Origin of the sequence: Streptomyces sp. NBC_01233 (assembly GCF_035989305.1) — a bacterium.
Classification (GTDB): domain Bacteria; phylum Actinomycetota; class Actinomycetes; order Streptomycetales; family Streptomycetaceae; genus Streptomyces.
In genome coordinates this window covers 1988466-2007072 of record NZ_CP108514.1, presented here as the reverse complement: position 1 = coordinate 2007072, position 18607 = coordinate 1988466, and the positions used below count along the sequence as shown (strand labels likewise).

The following is an 18607-nucleotide window of genomic DNA, read 5'->3' as shown; positions in this document are numbered from 1 at the left end:
GTGCCCGAACCCCGAGGAGCAGCATGCGCAGAAACAGAACCGCCACCCTCGCCCTCGTGGCGGCCGCCGGCTCCGGACTCCTGCTGGCCCCGCCCGCCGAGGCGGACCAGAGCACCTGCCGCCCGGTGACGGTCGGCTCCGGCTGGTACGGGGACAACCAGGCCCGCCTCCAGGGGCTGATCGACCGGTACGGCAGCTGCAACCCGTACCGGCCGGACCGCGCCAGGCCCGTCGCCGTCTTCGACTGGGACAACACCGTCGTCAAGAACGACGTCGGCGACGCCACCATGTTCTGGCTGCTGCGCAACGGGAAGATCCGCCGCCCCGCCGACTGGGCCGCCACCAGCCGCCACCTGACCCCCGCCGGGGCCGAGGCCCTCGCCGACGCCTGCGACGCACTCGCCCGCCCCGGCGCCCCGCTGCCCACCGGGACCCCCGCGGGAGCCGGCTGCGCGGACGAGATCAACGCCGTCTACGGGACCGCCGCCACCCGCACCGGCGCCGCCGCCTTCGCCGGCTGGGACCGCCGCACCACCGAACCCTCGTACGCCTGGCTGCCCCAGCTGATGCAGGGCTGGACCGCCGGCGAGATCCGCGGCTTCGCCGCCGCCGCCCGAGCCGAGAACCTCGCCGCGCCCGTCGGCGCCGCGCAGCGGGTCGGCAGCGGCACCGCCACCGGCTGGGTGCGCTACTACGACCAGCAGAAGGACCTGATCGGCGCGCTGCGGAAGTCCGGCTTCGACGTCTGGATCAGCTCGGCCTCTCCCCAGCCGGTCGTCGAAGTGTGGGCCAAGGGCGTCGGCATCGACGCGGACCACGTGATAGGCATCCGCAACACCACCACCCACGGCGGGAAGTTCACCTCCCACCTGCAGGGCTGCGGATCCGTCCGGGACGGAGCCGACACGATGATCACCTATATCGACGGCAAGCGCTGCTGGATCAACAAGGAGATCTTCGGCGTGCGCGGCGCGGCCGCCGAGAAGGTACAGCCCGCCGCCCGCCGGCAGGTGTTCGCCGCCGGCGACTCCGACACCGACATCTCCTTCCTGCGCGACGCCACCGCCCTGCGGCTCGTCGTCAACCGCAACAAGAACGAGCTGATGTGCCGGGCGTACGACAACAGCGACGGCCGGTGGATCGTCAACCCCATGTTCATCGGGCCCAAGCCGCAGAAGAGCGGCCCCTACCCGTGCGCGACGACGGGCTACGTCGACCACGACGGCACCAGGGGACCGGTCCTGCGCGGCGACACCAGCGTCATCCCGGACCAGACGGACTCGGTCTTCCAGGCCCCGGTCCTCTAGAGGAAGGTGCGGCCCTCGCCCCGGTAGGTCGGGGCGGTGGCCGTCACCCGGTCGCCCTCCACCAGGTGCAGCGTGTCGAAGCGCTCGCACAGTTCGCCCGCCTTCGCGTGCCGGAACCAGACCCGGTCACCGATCAGCAGATCGTCGGCCGGGCCGCCCAGCAGCGGGGTCTGCACCTCGCCCGCCCCCTCCTGGGGGTCGTAGCGCAGCCCCTGGGGCAGGTACGGAACCGGCAGCCGGTCGGCGCCGGCCGCACCCGAGGCCGGGTAGCCGCCCCCGAGCACCGTCACCACGCCCACACCGGGCCTGCGCACCACCGGCTGGGCGAACAGCGCCGCCGGACGCCCGCTGAAGGAGGTGTAGTTGTCGAAGAGCCGCGGCAGGTACAGCCCCGACCCGGCTGCCACCTCCGTCACCGCGTCCTCGGCGGCGGTCTGCTGCACGCTGCCGGTCCCGCCGCCGTTGACGAACTCCAGGTCCGGTACGACCGCACGCACGGCCCGCACCACCTCGGCCCGCCGCGCCGCGAGCTCCCTGCGGGCCGCGCCCTGCATGAGCCGGATGGCGCGGGAGCGCAGCGGGCGGCCGGCCAATGCGTCCCCGACCCCGGCGACGTGGCCCTCGTACGCCATCAGGCCCACCACCCGGAACCCCGGCCGGGCGGCGACCGTACGGGCCAGCGCGGCCAGTTCCGCCGGCTCGCGCAGCGGGGACCGGCGGGCCCCGACCCGTACCCGGCCGCCGAACAGCTGCAGGGCGGTGTCCAGTTCGAGACAGACGCGGATCTCCTCGGCGCCCCCGTCGCGGGCCCCGTCCATCAGCTCCAGCTGCGCGGGATCGTCCACCATCACCGTGACGGCGCCGGCCAGCTTGGCGTCGTTCGCCAGCTCTCCGAAGCCGGCCCGGTCGGCGGAGGGATACGCGAGGAGCATGTCCTCGAACCCGGACCGGGCCAGCCAGAGGGACTCGGCCAGGGTGTACGACATGATTCCGGCGAACCCGGGCCGGGCCAGCACGCGTTCGAGCAGCGCGCGGCAGCGGACCGACTTGCTGGCGACCCGGACCGGCTTCCCGCCGGCCCGGCGCACGAGGTCGTCGGCATTGGCGTCGAAGGCGTCGAGATCCACGAGGGCCAGCGGCGCGTCCAGATGCGCGGTCGCCCGGTCGTACCGGGCGCGGTCGGCGGCGGGGGAGTTCATGGGCGGCAGCTTGCCAGAGGTCTCTACCGGTGGGTAGGGGTCGGTGGCGCCCGGAGGCGGGGACACCGGCCCCGCGGAGCCCCGCGGGGGACCCCGTAGAGTACGGGCAGGCAGCCGTACGGAACGGGGGGCGGAGCCGCCGGATGACCACGACGACACCGCGGACCACGATCCAGGGCGAGCCCGACCCGTGGCCCCAGCCGCCCCAGCCCGCGCACACCCCGCCGCGCCGCCACCCCGGACGCGTCCTCGCCTCCGCGCTCTGCCTCCTCCTCGGGGGCGGCCTCGTCGGCGGAGCCGCCGTCACCACCTGGGCGGAACACCGGGCCGCGAGCCGCCCGTTGCCCGCCGACGCCGCCTACCGCAAGGCCGAGTCGCTGTGGCGGTCCGCGCCCGTGGACCACCTCCTGCCGCCCGTCGTCACCGGCCCCGCAGCCGGCCCCGGCGGCTCCGACCGGACCTGGACCCGCATCGCGCTCGCCCCCGACGCCGACTGCGCCTCCGGCCTCGCCGCCGACTGGCAGGGCCTGCTGGCCGCCACCGGCTGCACCCGCGTGCTCCGCGCCACGTACACCGACGCCACCCGCAGCTCCCTGATCACCGTCGGCCTGGTCTTCACCCCCGCCGACGCCCCCGCGATGACCGCCCTCACCGGGCGGATCACCGCCCCGCCCGCGTACGGATTCACGGACGCCCAGCGCGCCGCATGGGCCGCGTCCGTACTCGACGAGGCCCCCGTCGTCGTCTACGCCGTCTCCGCCTTCGCCGACGGCCGCCCCCTGGACGCGCCCCGCCCCGCCGAGGACCTGATGAAGAAGGACGCCACCGGAGCCGCCGCCCAGGCCGGACTCGGCCACGAGGCCAAGGCGGTCGCCGACCGCATCGGGCACACCGTGGCGTTCCTCGCCGCACCGCCCGTCACGCCCGCCCCGAAGGCCCGCCGATGACCATGCACCGGGCGCTCGGGCGGGCCGCCGCCGCCCTGACCGCCGCCGCCCTCCTCACGGCCGCCACCGCGTTCCCGGCCGCCGCCGACACCATCCGGGACCGCCAGTGGGGCCTGCTCGCGCTGCGCGCCGAGGAGGCCTGGGGCACCACCCGCGGCGACGGGGTGACCGTCGCCGTCCTCGACACCGGGGTCGACGACTCCCACCCCGACCTGGCGGGGCAGGTCCTCGAAGGGACCGACCTCATCGGCATGGGCGCAGGCCGCGGCGACCGCTCATGGGCCCGCCACGGCACCGCCATGGCGAGCATCATCGCCGGGCACGGCCACGGCCCCAGCCGCGGCCAGGGCGTCCTCGGGATCGCCCCGCAGGCGCGGATCCTGCCGGTCCGGGTGATCCTCGAAGAGGGCGACCCGGGCCGCGGCAAGGCCCGCGACAGCAAGGGCGGCGCCCTCGCCGAGGGCATCCGCTGGGCCGCCGACCACGGGGCCGACGTGATCAACCTGTCCCTCGGCGACGACAGCGACTCCGCCCACCACGAGGCGGGCGAGGACGAGGCCGTCCAGTACGCGCTCGCCAAGGGCGTGGTCGTCGTCGCCTCCGCCGGCAACGGCGGCGAAACCGGCGACCGCGTGTCCTACCCGGCCGCCTACCCGGGGGTGATCGCCGTCACCGCCGTCGACCGCCGCGGCAAGAAGGCCAAGTTCTCCACCCGCAACTGGTACGCCACCGTCAGCGCCCCCGGCGTCGACGTGGTCATCGCCGACCCCGACCGCTCGTACTACGAGGGCTGGGGCACCAGTGCCGCCGCGGCCTTCGTCTCCGGCGCCGCCGCCCTCGTCAAGGCCGCGCACCCGGACCTGTCCCCGGCCCAGATCAAGAAGCTGCTGGAGGACACCGCCTCCGACTCCCCGGCCGGCGGCCGGGACGACGCCCGCGGCCACGGGACGGTGGACCCCGCCGCCGCCCTCCAGGTCGCGGAGGCGATGCAGCCCGAAGCCGCGGTGCCCGCGGCCGCCGCGGCCGAGCGCCCGTACTTCGGCCCCGGTCCCGAGCCGGTCCGCCCGCCCGAGCGGAGCGCCCGGCTCGGTGCTCCGGCGGCCGCGGTCGCGGGGGCGGTGCTGCTCGTACTGGCCGCCGTACTGGGCCGACGCCCGCGTCGGGGCACCCGGGGCGGGGACCGCGGGCCCCTCACGGCGCCGTCGCACCCGGCACAGTAGGGTCGGGTAACTGTGGCGAACATGGCGAACAAGAACATTCCCGACCCGGGCTTCTCCGACGACGACGGCTCGGCCGATCCCCGGCTGACCGCGGCCCTGGCCGCCTGGTCCGAGGACCGGGCCAAGGAGCCCGAGGTGCTGGCCGCCCTCAAGGGCGCGCGGCTGCTGGTCCCCGTGGTCGCCGTCCTCGGCGAGGTGGAGACCGACCCGGAGACGGGCCTGAAGCGCGAGAAGACGAGCGACATGGCCGTCCCGACCCTGCGGGCGGGCGACCGGCGGGCCCTGCCCGCCTTCACCTCGACCGCCTCGCTCGCCCTCTGGGACCCGGCCGCCCGCCCGGTGGCGGTACCGCTGCACCAGGCCCTGGCCGCCGCCGCCCACGAGAAGGCCGACACCGTGGTCCTGGACCTGGCCGGGCCCGTCACCTACCAGCTGACCGGGCCCGCGCTGCTCGCCCTCGCCGAAGGCCGTACGGACGCGGGCCCGCTGGCCGACCCCGCCGTACGGGAGGCCGTACGGGCCGCCGTGTCAGCGGAGCCGGCCGTGCTCCGCGCCCACCTCGGCCCGGGCGGCGCGGACGCCGACGGCACCCTCGCCATCGTGCTGGCCGGCGGGGCGCAGGCGCCCGCGGCGGCCCGCCGCGTCGCCGAGGCCCTGGCGGCGGACACCACCCTGCGGGCCCGGCTGGTGCGCGGGCTGGACCTGGCGCTGCTGCCGCCGGACGCGCCGGCTCCGCCCGGCGAACCGCTCTTCACCCGCTGACCGGGAGAGCCGGAACAGCGGTAGGAGCCGCAAGCGAGAGCCGCAAGGAAAAAGGAGAGGCGGGTCACACGGGGGATTCCCGTGTGACCCGCCTCTCCTCTTCGTATGTGCGTCGTATGCGCGCGATCAGGCGAAGACGGGACCCGTGAACTTCTCGCCCGGACCCTGGCCCGGCTCGTCCGGGACGATCGACGCCTCGCGGAAGGCCAGCTGGAGCGACTTCAGGCCGTCGCGCAGCGGGGCGGCGTGGAAGGAGCTGATCTCGGTGGCGCTCGCGGTGACCAGGCCGGCCAGGGCCGTGATCAGCTTGCGGGCCTCGTCGAGGTCCTTGTGCTCGGAGTCCGGCTTGTCCAGGCCCAGGTTGACGGCCGCGGCGCTCAGCAGGTGCACGGCCACCGTGGTGATCACCTCGACGGCGGGCACGTCCGCGATGTCGCGGGTCATGGCGTCGTAGTCGGGGGTGGCGCCGTCGGCAGCGGTTTCGGGGGAGGGTGTCGCGTCAGTCATGAGCCCCACGATATGCCGTGCGGCGGGCTTGCAACGCGGGTGCTAGTATGTACTTCGACCGGCCGGACACTTCTGTGCCCGGCCCACAAGTGGAGGCTCCGTTTCTCCCACCTGACCGTCCTCCGGGACGGCGGGTCACCGGTCAGGCGGCATCCATCGTTCCGTACGGACGATGGAAAGCTGCCCGAGTCTACGCCCCGCGGTTCGCACGCGACGGTGTTCCGGTTGTATTGGAGCCCCTGCCTGTGCCCGGCGGGGCTTTTTTGGTTTCCCGCCGTGGTCGGTCTGACGGAAATACACGTCAGCGGCTGTCTGCCAGGCAGTCGTGTGGTGCTACCGAGGAGGATCCATCAGCACCGAGCCCCGCATCAACGACCGGATTCGCGTTCCCGAGGTACGGCTTGTCGGTCCCAGCGGCGAGCAGGTCGGCATCGTGCCGCTTGCCAAGGCGCTTGAGCTCGCGCAGGAGTACGACCTCGACCTGGTCGAGGTCGCGGCGTCCGCACGCCCGCCGGTCTGCAAGCTCATGGACTACGGCAAGTTCAAGTACGAGTCGGCCATGAAGGCCCGTGAGGCGCGCAAGAACCAGGCGCACACGGTCATCAAGGAAATGAAGCTCCGGCCGAAGATCGACCCGCACGACTATGACACCAAGAAGGGTCACGTCGTTCGGTTCCTCAAGCAGGGCGACAAGGTCAAGATCACGATCATGTTCCGTGGTCGCGAGCAGTCCCGGCCGGAACTCGGCTACCGACTGCTGCAGCGTCTCGCTTCGGACGTCGAGGACCTCGGGTTCATCGAGTCGAACCCGAAGCAGGACGGCCGAAACATGATCATGGTCCTCGGTCCGCACAAGAAGAAGACCGAGGCGATGGCCGAAGCCCGCGAGGCGCAGGCCGCCCGCAAGGCCGAGCGCCAGGGTGTCGCCCACGCCGACGACGAGGCTCCTTCCGAGGAAGCCGCCGTCGAGGCTGAGGAGACCACCGAGGTCGCCTCCGCCGACGTCACCGAGGCCCCCGCCGACGGTACGGACGCCGAGGCCTGATCCCGAGACAGCCCGTCTCGGATCACCGACACAACATGACGCTCCCGTGAGCCGGTCCCGCAACGGACCGGTGGGAGCGCCACCGACGAGGAGATAACGGCGCCATGCCGAAGAACAAGACGCACAGCGGTACCAAGAAGCGCTTCAAGGTCACCGGCTCCGGCAAGGTGCTCCGCGAGCGCGCCGGCAAGCGCCACCTGCTCGAGCACAAGTCGTCCCGTGTCACCCGCCGCCTCACCGGCAACGCGGAGATGGCCCCCGGCGACGCCGCGAAGATCAAGAAGCTTCTCGGCATCTGATGTCCTCCGCTTCCCACGCGGGAGCGGGACGTCAAGACCGGGACCCCATCGAATTCGGGCCGTGTGAAGACACCCACGGCCCCGCTACAAGGAGTTAAAAAGTGGCACGCGTCAAGCGGGCAGTAAACGCCCACAAGAAGCGCCGGGCAATCCTCGAGGCGGCCTCCGGCTACCGCGGTCAGCGTTCGCGCCTGTACCGCAAGGCCAAGGAGCAGGTCACCCACTCGCTGGTCTACAACTTCAACGACCGCAAGAAGCGCAAGGGCGACTTCCGTCAGCTGTGGATCCAGCGCATCAACGCTGCTGCCCGCCAGAACGGCATGACGTACAACCGCCTCATCCAGGGTCTGAAGGCCGCCAACATCGAGGTGGACCGCAAGATCCTCGCCGAGCTGGCCGTCAACGACGCCAACGCGTTCGCCGCGCTGGTCGAGGTCGCGCAGAAGGCGCTTCCGGCCGACGTCAACGCCCCCAAGGCCGCTGCCTAAGGGCTAGCCGGCCCAGCTTCACGCGGCCGGCCCCCACGGACCCGCAGGCATTCGCCTGCGGGTCCGTGTGCTTTCGCCCCGCGGGCCCGAAGCCCTGCGAGCACTGCGAGCGCCGCACGTTCCGCGCGCCGCCGCGCCCGCGGCCCTCCTGCCCGCGGCGCCCGCGCACCCGCGGCCCTTGCCCCGCGCCCCCGCTTCCCCGCGCCCCGCGCGCATGGAACCCCGAGAGAGAACCGCTGAGACCATGGGTACCCCCGCCGAGCTGATCTCCCCCCGATCCCCGCGGGTGGCCGCCGCCAGGCGACTGGCGCGGCGCAACTTCCGCACTAAGGAGCGCCGGTTCATCGCCGAGGGCCCGCAGGCGGTCCGCGAGGCCGCCGAGCACCGCGGGCCCACCGGCGCGTCCACCCTGATCGAGCTGTTCGCCACCGTCGAGGCCGCCGAGCGCTACTCCGGGATCATCGAGGCCGCCTTGGACGCGGGTGCCCGCGTGCACTACGCCTGCGACGAGGTGCTCGCCGAGGTCTCCCAGACCGTCACCCCGCAGGGCCTCGTCGGCGTCTGCCACTTCCTGGACTCCCCGTTCGAGGAGATCCTGGCGTCCGGGCCCAGGCTCGTCGCCGTCCTCGCGCACGTCCGCGACCCCGGCAACGCCGGTACGGTGCTGCGCTGCGCCGACGCCGCCGGCGCCGACGCGGTGGTGCTGACCGACGCCTCCGTGGACCTCTACAACCCCAAGTCCGTACGGGCCTCCGTGGGCTCCCTCTTCCACCTCCCGGTCGCGGTCGGCGTCCCGGTGGAGCAGGCCGTCGAGGGCCTGCGCGCGGCCGGCGTGCGGATCCTCGCGGCCGACGGAGCGGGCGAGGACGACCTCGACGCCGAGCTGGACGCGGGCACCATGGGCGGGCCCTCGGCCTGGGTCTTCGGCAACGAGGCCTGGGGTCTGCCGGAGGAGACCAGGGCCCTGGCGGACGCCGTGGTGCGGGTCCCGATCCACGGGAAGGCGGAGAGCCTGAACCTGGCGACGGCCGCCGCCGTGTGTCTCTACGCGTCCGCGCGTGCACAGCGGGCGCCCGGAGGGTGCCGCTCCGTGACCCCCAGCTAGTAATGTGGCGGCCCGGGGGCCCACTGCGCTACTCGGAGATGTGGGGTACGGGGACATGACCGTCGGTACGAACAGCTCACCGGGGGCCGGCACGACGGCCGGTACACCGGTGTCGGCCGGACCCGGCCCCGCCCAGGTCCCGCCGCAGGTCGGCGGTCTGGCCGGTGTCCCGCCGCAGGCTCCGGCCGGCGCCCGTGCGGGCACGCCCGTGGACTCCGTCCCCGGCACCCGCGCCGATGCCGTACCCCCCGGGTTCGCCCCCGGTGAGGGGCTCGGCTTCGGGATCGACCCCGACAACCTGCCCGACGGGCTCGTCGTCGCCGACGACACCGGGCGCGTCATCTGCTTCAACCGGGCCGCCGCCAGGATGACCGCCACCGCCCCCGCGCAGGCCATCGGCACCCGCATCGACCGGGCGCTCCCGCTGGAGGACCTCGAAGGCCGCCGCTGGTGGGAGCTGACCGACCCGTACGGGGGCCTCGCCACCCGCCGCGGGCAGCCCGAGCGGAACCTGCTCCTCCCGGGCGGCCGCGAGGTGCTGGTCTCCGCCAGCTACATCCGCAGCCACCCCACCGGGCCGGTGCGCCGCCTCGTGGTCACCCTGCGCGGCACCGAGGCCCGCCGCCGCACCGAGCGCAGCCACGCCGAGCTGATCGCCACCGTCGCCCACGAGCTGCGCTCCCCGCTGACCTCCGTCAAGGGGTTCACCGCCACCCTGCTCGCCAAGTGGGAGCGGTTCACCGACGACCAGAAACGGCTGATGCTGGAGACCGTCGACGCCGACGCCAACCGTGTCACCCGGCTCATCGCCGAACTCCTCGACATCTCCCGGATCGACTCCGGACGCCTGGAGGTGCGCCGCCAGCCGGTCGACATCGCCACCGCCGTCGGCCGCCACGTACAGGCCCTCACGGCGAACGGCCAGGCCCCCGAGCGGTTCCTCGTGAGCGTGAGCCGTCCGCTCCCCGATCTGTGGGCCGATCCGGACAAGATCGACCAGATCCTCGGCAACCTCCTCGAAAATGCGGTGCGCCACGGAGAGGGAACGGTCACCATCGGGGTGTCGCCGCATGAGAAGGGAACCGCCGTCACCGTGTCCGACGAAGGCCCCGGGATCCCCGAGGAGTCGATGGGCCGCGTCTTCACCCGCTTCTGGCGGGGGAGCAAGCGCGGCGGCACCGGCCTGGGCCTCTACATCGTCAAGGGCATCGTGGAGGCCCACGGCGGCACCATCACGGTCGGCCGCGGCCCCGGCGGCGGCGCCGAGTTCCGATTTATCCTGCCCGTGAGCGCCCCGGCGTACCTCACGCAGTAGCCCTGCTGAGCATCTCGCCAGACGGCCCACGGGCTCCTTCACCCCCAGCGACCTTTAGACTCGTCCTTTGGCACCCTTGTGTCCTTGTGCCGATCGAGTCGTACGGGGACCCACCAGCCAGCCATCGGAAGTACGGGAAGAGATGTCGGCACCGAACAAGTCGTACGACCCTGTCGAGGTCGAGGCACTGAAACCGGAAGAGATCGAGCGCATGCGGGACGAGGCGCTCGCCGCCTTCGCGTCCGCCGGCGACCTCGACGCGCTGCGTGAGGCGAAGACCGCGCACATGGGCGACCGCTCGCCCCTGGCGCTCGCCAACCGCGAGATCGGCGCGCTGCCCCCGCAGGCCAAGGCCGAGGCGGGCAAGCGTGTGGGCCAGGCCCGCGGCGCCGTGAACAAGGCCTTCGGGGCCCGCACCGTCGAGCTCGAAGCCGAGCGCGACGAGCGGGTGCTGGTCGAGGAGGCCGTGGACGTCACACTGCCCTACGACCGCGTACCCGCCGGCGCCCGGCACCCCCTGACCACGCTGATGGACCGCATCGCGGACATCTTCGTGGCCATGGGGTACGAGGTCGCCGAGGGGCCCGAGGTCGAGGCGGAGTGGTTCAACTTCGACGCCCTCAACTTCACGCCCGACCACCCGGCGCGCCAGATGCAGGACACCTTCTTCGTCCGGGGCCCCGAGGGCACCGAGGGCGACGAGTCCGGTGTCGTCCTGCGCACCCACACCTCCCCGGTGCAGGCGCGCTCGCTGCTGGAGCGCAAGCCCCCCGTCTACATCGTCTGCCCGGGCCGGGTGTACCGCACCGACGAGCTCGACGCGACGCACACCCCGGTCTTCCACCAGGTCGAGCTGCTCGCCGTGGACGAGGGCCTGACCATGGCGGACCTCAAGGGCACCATGGACCACATGGTCCAGGAGCTGTTCGGCGAGGGCACCACCACGCGCCTGCGCCCGCACTTCTTCCCCTTCACCGAGCCGTCCGCCGAGATGGACATGCAGTGCTACGTGTGCCGCGGCGAGTCGGTGGGCAACCCCGACCGCCCGTGCCGTACCTGCTCCAGCGAGGGCTGGATCGAGCTCGGCGGCTGCGGCATGGTCAACCCCAAGGTGCTCGTCGCCTGCGGTGTGGACCCCGAGAAGTACAGCGGGTTCGCCTTCGGGTTCGGCATCGAGCGGATGCTGATGTTCCGCCACAACGTTGAAGACATGCGAGACATGGTCGAGGGTGACGTTCGCTTCACCCGGCCGTTCGGGAGTGAGATCTGATGCGCGTCCCGCTTTCCTGGCTGCGGGAGTACGTCGACCTGCCCGCGGGCGAGACCGGTCGTGACGTGGCCGCCAAGCTGGTCGACGCCGGCCTCGAGGTCGAGACCGTCGAGCAGCTCGGCGGCGGGCTCAAGGGCCCGCTCGTCGTCGGCCAGGTGCTGACCATCGAGGAGCTCGAGGGCTTCCGCAAGCCGATCCGTTTCTGCACGGTCGACGTCGGCCAGGCCAACGGCACCGGTGAACCGCAGGAGATCGTCTGCGGCGCCCGGAACTTCTCCGTCGGCGACAAGGTCGTCGTGGTCCTGCCCGGCGCGGTGCTGCCCGGCGACTTCGCGATCGCCTCGCGCAAGACGTACGGCCGCACCTCGCACGGCATGATCTGCTCCGGCGACGAGCTGGGCATGGGCGACGACGGCACGCACGGCATCATCGTGCTGCCGCACGAGCACGAGGTCGGCACCGACGCGATCGAGCTGCTCCAGCTCGTCGACGAGGTCCTCGACATCGACATCACCCCGGACCGCGGCTACTGCATGTCCATGCGCGGTGTCGCCCGCGAGGCGGCCACCGCCTACGGCCTGCCGCTGCGCGACCCGGCGCTGCTCGACGTGCCCCAGCCGAACTCGTACGGCTACCCGGTCAAGATCGACGACCCGGCCGGCTGCGACCGCTTCACCGCCCGCACGGTGACCGGCCTCGACCCCGACGCACGCTCCCCGATCTGGCTGACCCGCCGCCTGCAGAAGGCGGGCATGCGCCCGATCTCGCTCGCCGTCGACATCACCAACTACGTGATGCTCGAGCTCGGCCAGCCGCTGCACGCCTACGACCGCTCCAGCATCGACGGCACCATCGGTGTCCGCCGTGCCGAGCAGGGCGAGAAGTTCACCACCCTCGACGGCGTCAAGCGCACGCTCGACGCCGAGGACCTGGTGATCACCGACAACAGCGGCCCGATCGGGCTCGCCGGTGTCATGGGCGGCGCCAACACCGAGATCGCCGACTCCGTCACCGACCCCTCGACCGGCCAGGTCACGGGGACCACGGACGTCGTCATCGAGGCCGCGCACTTCGACTCCGTGTCGATCTCGCGCACCGTCCGCCGCATGAAGCTCTCCTCCGAGGCCTCCAAGCGCTTCGAGCGGGGCGTCGACCCGCAGGCCGCCGCCGCGGCCGCGCAGCGGACCGTCGACCTGCTCGTGCTCCTCGCGGGCGGCACCGCCGAGGCGGGCGTCACCGAGGTCCTCGCCCCGGGCGCGCCGCGCACCATCGCCATGCCCGCGGACCACCCGGACCGGGTGGCGGGCATGGAGTACGGCCGTGAGACCGTCGTGCGCCGCCTCCAGGAGATCGGCTGCGACGTCTACGGCCAGGACGAGCTCGTCGTCACCGTCCCCTCGTGGCGGCCCGACCTCGCCGCGCCCAACGACCTCGCCGAAGAGGTCATCCGGCTGGAGGGCTACGGGAACCTCCCGTCGACCCTCCCGCAGGTGCCCTCCGGCCGCGGTCTGACCGCCCGGCAGCAGCTGCACCGCCGGGTCGGCCGCGCGCTGGCCGGCGCGGGCTACGTCGAGGCGCTGAGCTACCCCTTCATCGGCGAGGGCGTCTTCGACCAGCTCCAGCTCCCGGCGCACGACGCCACCCGCCAGGTGGTCAAGCTCGTCAACCCGATCTCCGACGAGGAGCCGGCGCTGCGCACCACGCTGCTGCCGGGTCTGCTCGGCGCACTGCGCCGCAACGACAGCCGGGGCAGCCACGACCTCGCGCTCTTCGAGACCGGTTCGGTCTTCCGGGCCGCCGCCCAGCCGGGCGTCGCCGTACGGCTGCCCGTGGACCGGCGTCCCACCGACGAGGAGATCGCCACCCTGAACGCGGCCCTGCCCGCGCAGCCGCGTTACGCCGCGGTCGTGCTGGCCGGTGCGCGCGAGCAGGCCGGCTGGTGGGGCAAGGGCCGCCCGGCCGACTGGGCGGACGCGGTCCAGGCCGCCCGTTCGCTGGCCGTCGAGGCCGGCGCGGAGCTCGTCGTCCGCCAGGGCCAGTACGGCCCCTGGCACCCGGGCCGCTGCGCCGAGCTCGTCGTCACCATCGACGGCGTCGAGCAGGTCATCGGCCACGCCGGCGAGCTGCACCCGCGCGTGGTCAAGGCGATGGGCCTGCCGGCCCGCACCAGCGCCATGGAGCTCGACCTGGACCGCCTCGCGGCGGCCGGCGGCGAGGCCCTGCAGGCGCCCCGGATCTCCACCTTCCCGGTGGCGACCCAGGACGTCGCGCTGATCGTGGACGCGTCGGTTCCGGCGTCCTCGGTGGAGGCGGCCCTGCGCAAGGGCGCGGGTGAACTCCTGGAGTCGCTGCGGCTGTTCGACGTGTTCACCGGTGAGCAGGTCGGAGAGGGCAAGAAGTCCCTCGCGTACGCGCTGCGCTTCCGCGCGGCCGACCGGACGCTGACCGCCGAGGAGTCCACGGCCGCGCGCGACGCGGCGGTGGCGCTGGCGGGCGAGCGGACCGGGGCGGTGCTCCGGGGCGCGTAGCCGCACCCGCGTAAGGCCAGTTGAGGGCGCATCCGGACCACCGGATGCGCCCTCACTCGTTCGGGTGAGAACGGCGGAGGCCCGTGTCCGGGGCGCCGGTCGGTCGACACAATCGATCCGGCCGGAGGGGAGCCAACGGATGATCACGCGCGGGGAGATGCCCCAGCTGCGCCGGGTGTGTGTCGTCGCCTGGGGCGGCGCCGCGGTGTCCTGGGAGCTGGCCACCCCGGGGCGACTGGTGCCGAGCCTGGCCACCTGTGCGGCCTTCCTGCTGCTGGCCACCGGGTGCGCCCTGCACATCCGGCGCGGGCTGCTGGGCGAACTGCGCCGCTCGCAGGAGATCGCGGGCGCCGCGCAGCGGGCGCTGCTGCGGCCGCTGCCGGGGCGGATCGACGGCCTGGCGCCGGCCGCGGCACAGCTCTCGGCGAGCCGGGGCGCGGCGGTGGGCGGGGACCTGTACGAGGCGGTGCCGACGGCGCACGGCGTGCGGGTGGTCATCGGGGACGTACGGGGGCACGGGCTGCCGGCGCTGGGTGCGGCGGCGGCCGTGCTCGGGGCCTTCCGCGAAGCGGCGTACGACGAGGTGTCGCTGGGCGGCGTCCTGCGGCGGATGGAGCGGGCGCTCGGCCGACACCTGCGCGACCGCGCCCGGTCCGAGCACCCTGCCACGTGTTCCGGCGAGCCGGAGTCCCCGTCGGCGGAGGAGTTCGTGACGGTGCTGCTGCTCCAGATCGCCCCGGACGGCACCCTCCTGGCCCTGAACTGCGGCCACCCCTGGCCGTACCTGCTGCGCCCGGCGGCGCTGCCGGAACACTGCGCTGCGCGCAGCCGGGACCCCGCCCCGGACCCCGCGCCTCAAACGCCGGCGGGGCTGGATTTGGCTGAGCTGCGCTCCAGGGTGCCGCCCGGCGGGCTGGATTGCCGCGCAGCGGCAATATCAGCCTCGCCGGCGTTCGAGGCGCGGGCGCGGGGCGCCGTAACGGGTCCGGGGCGGAGCCCCGGTTCCGGGAAGGGGCGGGGGTACCCCCAGCGAAGCGAGGGGGAGGGCGGGGGAGGCTCCGCGCAGCGGCTCACCGACGTGCAGGCACTGGACGGCGAGACCATGCCACCGCTCGGGGTGGTGCCCGTACCCGCGGACGCGCAGCCGCACCCCGTGGGGGAACTGCGGCCCGGGGAGACCCTCTTCCTGCACACCGACGGCGCCGAGGAAGCCCGGGACACCGCCGGCGCGTTCTTCCCCCTGCGGAGCGTCCTCGCAGAGGCACCGCTCACGCCCGCGCGGCTGGTCGCGGGCGTGCACACGGCCCTGCTCCGGCACACCGGCGGGCGACTCGCCGACGACGTCGCCCTGCTGGTGCTCCGCAACGACCGGTCCTGACCGGCCGGGTGCCGGGGGGCCGGCTCCGCCGGGGCCCGGCGACCAACCGGGCGCCGGCGGAGCCGGAACACGCCGCCCGCCTGCCGTGGAGTGTCGGGCAGACAGCAGGACGGGCGGCGCGGTGCGGGTCGTCGCACTGTACGAGGGGGAGCCGACGACCCGAGCCGCCTCTTGGCGAGGCCCTTAAGTGAAGCGCCCACGGGGGCCCGTGCGGCAGAGTGCGCATCGCATTTATGCGCGTACTCGGTTCACACCCCGTGTGAACCGCGCACCCACTAGCCTGAGACCGACGAGCCCTTGGAGCGGCCCATGCAGCCCAATGTCCTGCTCGACGCCCTCCTCGCAGAGGCGGGCATGTCCCATGCCGGACTCGCCGCCTACGTGAACCAGGCGGGCCGCACCCGCGGACTCGCCCTGCGCTACGAACACACCGCCGTGGCCCGTTGGCTGAAGGGCCAGCGGCCCCGGGGCCAGGTACCCGACCTGATCTGCGAGGTGCTCGGCGGCCGGCTGCGGCGCCCCGTCGGGCTGGACGACATCGGGCTCGGGGCGGCCGACCGGCCCGTCTCCCTGCACGCCTCCCCGCTCAACGGGTTCGTGGACCGGGCCGCCGCCCTGTGGCGTTCCGACGGCCAGGCCCGGCCCCAACTGCTCGCCGCCGAGGCGGTCACCGGGACGCCTGCCGTCATCCCGGTCTGGGAATGGGAGAATCCGCCCGAGGACGCGGACGTCTCCCGCGAGGGGCCGAACCGGATCGGTCCCGAACACATCGAGATCCTGAAGGCCGCCCGCGCCCACTACGAGCTGATGTACCGCCGGGCCGGCGGAGTGGCCACCCGGGACCGGATCGTCCGCTTCCTCGGCAGTGAGACGGCGCCCATGCTGCGCGGCAGTTATTCCGACGGCCTCGGCCGCCAGCTGCACCGGGCCACCGGGTCCCTCGTGGCGGTGGCGGGGATCTGCGCGTACGACTCGGACGCCCACGGGCTCGCCCAGCGCTACTTCCACCAAGCGCTGCGCCTGGCCAAGGCGTCAGGGGACCGTGGGCTCGGGGCGTACGTGATCGCGCTGATCGTCAACCAGTCCCTGCACCTGCGCGAGTACCGTCAGGCCGTCGCCTTCGCCGAGGCCGCGCTGCGCGCCGCCGGCCGGCACACCACCCCGGCGCTGGCCACTGACCTGTACGCGATGCAGGCCAAGGCGTACGCCCAACTCGGCGACACCCCGGCCGCGCTGGCCTGCATCCGCAAGGCGGAGGCGGCCGCCGAGCGGATCCGCCCGGGCAGCGAACCGGACGAGACCGGCTACGTACAGCCGGGGCTGGTCAACGTCCAGGTCGCGGAGGCGCTGCTCAGCCTGGGCGATCTGGAAGCCGCCCGGGTCCAGGCGACCGCCGCCGTCGGCACCCCGGCGCACGACCGCGGCCGGGTGCACCGGCTGGCGATGCTGTGCGAGATCCAGCTGCGCCAGGGGGAGGCGGACCGGGCCGCGGCGTCCGCGGCGGAGATGGCCGAGCGGGCCAGGGGCATGGAGTCGCTGCGGCTGCGCGACCGGCTGCGGGCGGTCCGCGAACAGCTTCTGACCAGCGGTTGTACGGGCGCGGAGGAGACCGCGCGGCTCATCGACGGGGCGCTGCGCGTTCCACTGTGACGGTCCGGGATGCTGCCATGTTGCCACCTACTCGAACGGAAGAAGGTGGCACAACCGTGCAGTGGACGAACCTGAGCGAGCAGACCGTGTACAAGAACCGCTGGTTCGACGTGAACCTCGCCGATGTGGAACTTCCCGACGGCCGGCACCTGGACCACTTCGTGATCCGGCTGCGTCCGGTCGCCGTCGCCACGGCCGTCAACGAGGCCGACGAGGTGCTGCTGCTCTGGCGGCACCGCTTCATCACCGACAGCTGGGGCTGGGAACTGCCCGCCGGGGTGGTCGAGGACGGCGAGGACGTCGCGGTCGCGGCGGCGCGGGAGATGGAGGAGGAGTCGGGCTGGCGGCCCGGCCCGCTCCACCACCTGATGACCGTCGAGCCGTCCAACGGGCTGACCGACGCCCGACACCACCTGTACTGGGCGGACGGGGCCACCTACATCGGCCATCCCGAGGACGATTTCGAGTCCTCGCGCCGGGAATGGGTCCCGCTCAAGCTCGTGCCGGACATGATCGCGCGCGGGGAGATCCCGGCCGCCAACATGGCGGCCGGGCTGCTCCTGCTGCACCACCTGCGGCTCGGCCAGCCGTAAGGGACCGGCCGCAGGGACCGGCCGTACGGGATCAGCCGTACGGAATCGGCCGTACGGGATCAGCTGTACGGGATCAGCTGTACGGGTAGAAGCCCGCGCCCGTCTTGCGGCCCAGGCGGCCCGCGTCGACCATCCGCTGGAGCAGCGGGGGAGCGGCGTACAGCGGCTCCTTGTACTCGGCGTACATCGAGTCGGCGATCGAGGCGATGGTGTCCAGTCCGATCAGGTCGGACAGCTTGAGCGGGCCCATCGGGTGGGCGCAGCCCAGCTCCATGCCGTTGTCGATGTCCTCGCGGCTCGCGATGCCGGACTCGAACATCCGGATCGCGGAGAGCAGGTACGGGACGAGGAGCGCGTTGACGACGAAGCCGGAGCGGTCCTGGGCGCGGACCGCGTGCTTGCCCAGCACGTTCCGCACCAGGGCCTCGGCCCGCTTGACGGTCTCCTCACCCGTGGTCAGCGCGGGGATCAGCTCGACGAGCTTCTGCACCGGGGCCGGGTTGAAGAAGTGGATGCCGATGACCTGGTCGGGCCGCGAGGTCGCGACGGCCAGCTTGACCAGCGGGATCGAGGAGGTGTTGGAGGCCAGGATCACGTCCGGGCGGGTGATCACCTGGTCGAGGACCTGGAAGATCTCCGTCTTGACCTGCTCGTTCTCGACGACCGCCTCGATGACGAGGTCACGGTCGGCGAACTCGCCGAGGTCGGTGGTGAAGGTGAGGCGGGCGAGGGTGGCGTCGCGCTCCTCCTCCGTGATCTTGCCGCGTTCGGCGGCCTTGGTCAGGGAGTTGTGAAGCCGGGTCCGGCCGATCTCCAGGGCTTCGCCGGTGGTCTCGGCGACCTTGACCTCAAGGCCACTGCGGGCGCACACCTCGGCGATACCCGCGCCCATCTGGCCACAGCCCACTACGCCGACTCGTGTGATGTCGGAAGGGAGGTCAGTCACTTCGTGCCTTTCGCAGCTCTCCGTCGGCGGGTCCCCCGTACGATTCCG

Annotated in this window: 17 protein-coding genes; 14 read left to right on the top strand and 3 right to left on the bottom strand. The window is 73.3% G+C overall.

All coding sequences use genetic code 11. The features are described from left to right. Nucleotides 1-23 precede the first annotated feature (23 nt). Nucleotides 24-1307, top strand: a complete 1284-nt coding sequence (locus tag OG332_RS09230) for a haloacid dehalogenase-like hydrolase (protein WP_327412992.1) — start codon at nt 24-26, stop codon at nt 1305-1307. Here the strand turns inward: OG332_RS09230 and OG332_RS09225 are convergent. Then, the gene (locus OG332_RS09225) at nt 1304-2506 is read right to left on the bottom strand and encodes an amino acid deaminase/aldolase (protein WP_327412991.1); all 1203 of its coding nucleotides are present in this window, start codon (nt 2504-2506) and stop codon (nt 1304-1306) included. The genes OG332_RS09230 and OG332_RS09225 overlap by 4 nt on opposite strands. 143 nt (nt 2507-2649) lie before the next feature. Between OG332_RS09225 and OG332_RS09220 the strand changes: the two genes are divergently transcribed. The 3 genes from OG332_RS09220 to OG332_RS09210 are packed head-to-tail and all read left to right on the top strand — an operon-like array spanning nt 2650 to nt 5435. Further along, the gene (locus tag OG332_RS09220) at nt 2650-3453 is read left to right on the top strand and encodes a hypothetical protein (protein ID WP_327412990.1); all 804 of its coding nucleotides are present in this window, start codon (nt 2650-2652) and stop codon (nt 3451-3453) included. Nucleotides 3454-3455: 2 nt separating this feature from the next. Continuing rightward, nucleotides 3456-4673: a type VII secretion-associated serine protease mycosin gene (mycP, locus tag OG332_RS09215; RefSeq protein WP_327419151.1), complete on the top strand. Its 1218-nt coding sequence runs from the start codon at nt 3456-3458 to the stop codon at nt 4671-4673. Between the two features lie 21 nt (nt 4674-4694). After that, the gene (locus OG332_RS09210; protein ID WP_327412989.1) at nt 4695-5435 is read left to right on the top strand and encodes an SseB family protein; all 741 of its coding nucleotides are present in this window, start codon (nt 4695-4697) and stop codon (nt 5433-5435) included. Between the two features lie 126 nt (nt 5436-5561). On the opposite strand, the gene OG332_RS09205 is transcribed toward OG332_RS09210, so the two are convergent. Beyond that, a complete protein-coding gene (locus tag OG332_RS09205) occupies nt 5562-5942 on the bottom strand; it encodes a DUF1844 domain-containing protein (protein ID WP_327412988.1) in 381 nt (126 codons plus the stop codon). A gap of 325 nt (nt 5943-6267) precedes the next feature. Here OG332_RS09205 and infC point away from each other — a divergent pair, with 325 nt between their 5' ends. The 10 genes from infC to OG332_RS09155 all read left to right on the top strand — a co-directional run bounded on the left by infC (nt 6268) and on the right by OG332_RS09155 (nt 17613). Continuing rightward, nucleotides 6268-6987 carry a translation initiation factor IF-3 gene (gene infC, locus OG332_RS09200; protein ID WP_327412987.1) on the top strand — a complete coding sequence of 240 codons (720 nt, stop codon included), beginning with the start codon at nt 6268-6270 and terminating at the stop codon, nt 6985-6987. Between the two features lie 104 nt (nt 6988-7091). Then, nucleotides 7092-7286, top strand: coding sequence for a 50S ribosomal protein L35 (gene rpmI, locus OG332_RS09195; protein ID WP_030012385.1), 195 nt, complete (start codon nt 7092-7094; stop codon nt 7284-7286). 101 nt (nt 7287-7387) lie between these two features. Next, on the top strand, nt 7388-7774 hold the full coding sequence (rplT, locus tag OG332_RS09190) for a 50S ribosomal protein L20 (protein WP_007263143.1): 387 nt from the start codon (nt 7388-7390) through the stop codon (nt 7772-7774). Between the two features lie 244 nt (nt 7775-8018). Continuing rightward, the gene (locus OG332_RS09185) at nt 8019-8879 is read left to right on the top strand and encodes a TrmH family RNA methyltransferase (RefSeq protein WP_327412986.1); all 861 of its coding nucleotides are present in this window, start codon (nt 8019-8021) and stop codon (nt 8877-8879) included. A 55-nt stretch (nt 8880-8934) separates the two neighbouring features. Further along, on the top strand, nt 8935-10194 hold the full coding sequence (locus OG332_RS09180) for a sensor histidine kinase (protein WP_327412985.1): 1260 nt from the start codon (nt 8935-8937) through the stop codon (nt 10192-10194). A gap of 142 nt (nt 10195-10336) precedes the next feature. Further along, nucleotides 10337-11464, top strand: coding sequence for a phenylalanine--tRNA ligase subunit alpha (gene pheS, locus OG332_RS09175; RefSeq protein WP_030706150.1), 1128 nt, complete (start codon nt 10337-10339; stop codon nt 11462-11464). Next, complete coding sequence (gene pheT / locus OG332_RS09170; RefSeq protein WP_327412984.1) at nt 11464-13992, top strand: phenylalanine--tRNA ligase subunit beta; 2529 nt, start codon at nt 11464-11466, stop codon at nt 13990-13992. Before pheS ends, pheT begins: the two co-directional genes overlap by 1 nt. A gap of 139 nt (nt 13993-14131) precedes the next feature. Then, nucleotides 14132-15370, top strand: a complete 1239-nt coding sequence (locus OG332_RS09165; protein ID WP_327412983.1) for a PP2C family protein-serine/threonine phosphatase — start codon at nt 14132-14134, stop codon at nt 15368-15370. A 309-nt stretch (nt 15371-15679) separates the two neighbouring features. Next, on the top strand, nt 15680-17020 hold the full coding sequence (locus OG332_RS09160) for a transcriptional regulator (protein ID WP_327412982.1): 1341 nt from the start codon (nt 15680-15682) through the stop codon (nt 17018-17020). A 56-nt stretch (nt 17021-17076) separates the two neighbouring features. Further along, a complete protein-coding gene (locus OG332_RS09155; RefSeq protein WP_327412981.1) occupies nt 17077-17613 on the top strand; it encodes an NUDIX hydrolase in 537 nt (178 codons plus the stop codon). Nucleotides 17614-17686: 73 nt separating this feature from the next. Here OG332_RS09155 and OG332_RS09150 read toward each other — a convergent pair whose 3' ends face one another. Next, nucleotides 17687-18559: a 3-hydroxybutyryl-CoA dehydrogenase gene (locus OG332_RS09150; protein WP_327412980.1), complete on the bottom strand. Its 873-nt coding sequence runs from the start codon at nt 18557-18559 to the stop codon at nt 17687-17689. Between the last annotated feature and the right edge of the window lie 48 nt (nt 18560-18607).

Bases quoted from the DNA above. Each gene is read 5' to 3' on its own strand.
- OG332_RS09230 (WP_327412992.1), top strand. From the start codon at position 24: ATGCGCAGAAACAGAACCGCCACCCTCGCCCTCGTGGCGGCCGCCGGC.
- OG332_RS09225 (WP_327412991.1), bottom strand. From the start codon at position 2,506: ATGAACTCCCCCGCCGCCGACCGCGCCCGGTACGACCGGGCGACCGCG.
- OG332_RS09220 (WP_327412990.1), top strand. From the start codon at position 2,650: ATGACCACGACGACACCGCGGACCACGATCCAGGGCGAGCCCGACCCG.
- mycP (WP_327419151.1), top strand. From the start codon at position 3,456: ATGCACCGGGCGCTCGGGCGGGCCGCCGCCGCCCTGACCGCCGCCGCC.
- OG332_RS09210 (WP_327412989.1), top strand. From the start codon at position 4,695: ATGGCGAACAAGAACATTCCCGACCCGGGCTTCTCCGACGACGACGGC.
- OG332_RS09205 (WP_327412988.1), bottom strand. From the start codon at position 5,942: ATGACTGACGCGACACCCTCCCCCGAAACCGCTGCCGACGGCGCCACC.
- rpmI (WP_030012385.1), top strand. From the start codon at position 7,092: ATGCCGAAGAACAAGACGCACAGCGGTACCAAGAAGCGCTTCAAGGTC.
- OG332_RS09185 (WP_327412986.1), top strand. From the start codon at position 8,019: ATGGGTACCCCCGCCGAGCTGATCTCCCCCCGATCCCCGCGGGTGGCC.
- OG332_RS09180 (WP_327412985.1), top strand. From the start codon at position 8,935: ATGACCGTCGGTACGAACAGCTCACCGGGGGCCGGCACGACGGCCGGT.
- pheS (WP_030706150.1), top strand. From the start codon at position 10,337: ATGTCGGCACCGAACAAGTCGTACGACCCTGTCGAGGTCGAGGCACTG.
- pheT (WP_327412984.1), top strand. From the start codon at position 11,464: ATGCGCGTCCCGCTTTCCTGGCTGCGGGAGTACGTCGACCTGCCCGCG.
- OG332_RS09165 (WP_327412983.1), top strand. From the start codon at position 14,132: ATGATCACGCGCGGGGAGATGCCCCAGCTGCGCCGGGTGTGTGTCGTC.
- OG332_RS09160 (WP_327412982.1), top strand. From the start codon at position 15,680: ATGCAGCCCAATGTCCTGCTCGACGCCCTCCTCGCAGAGGCGGGCATG.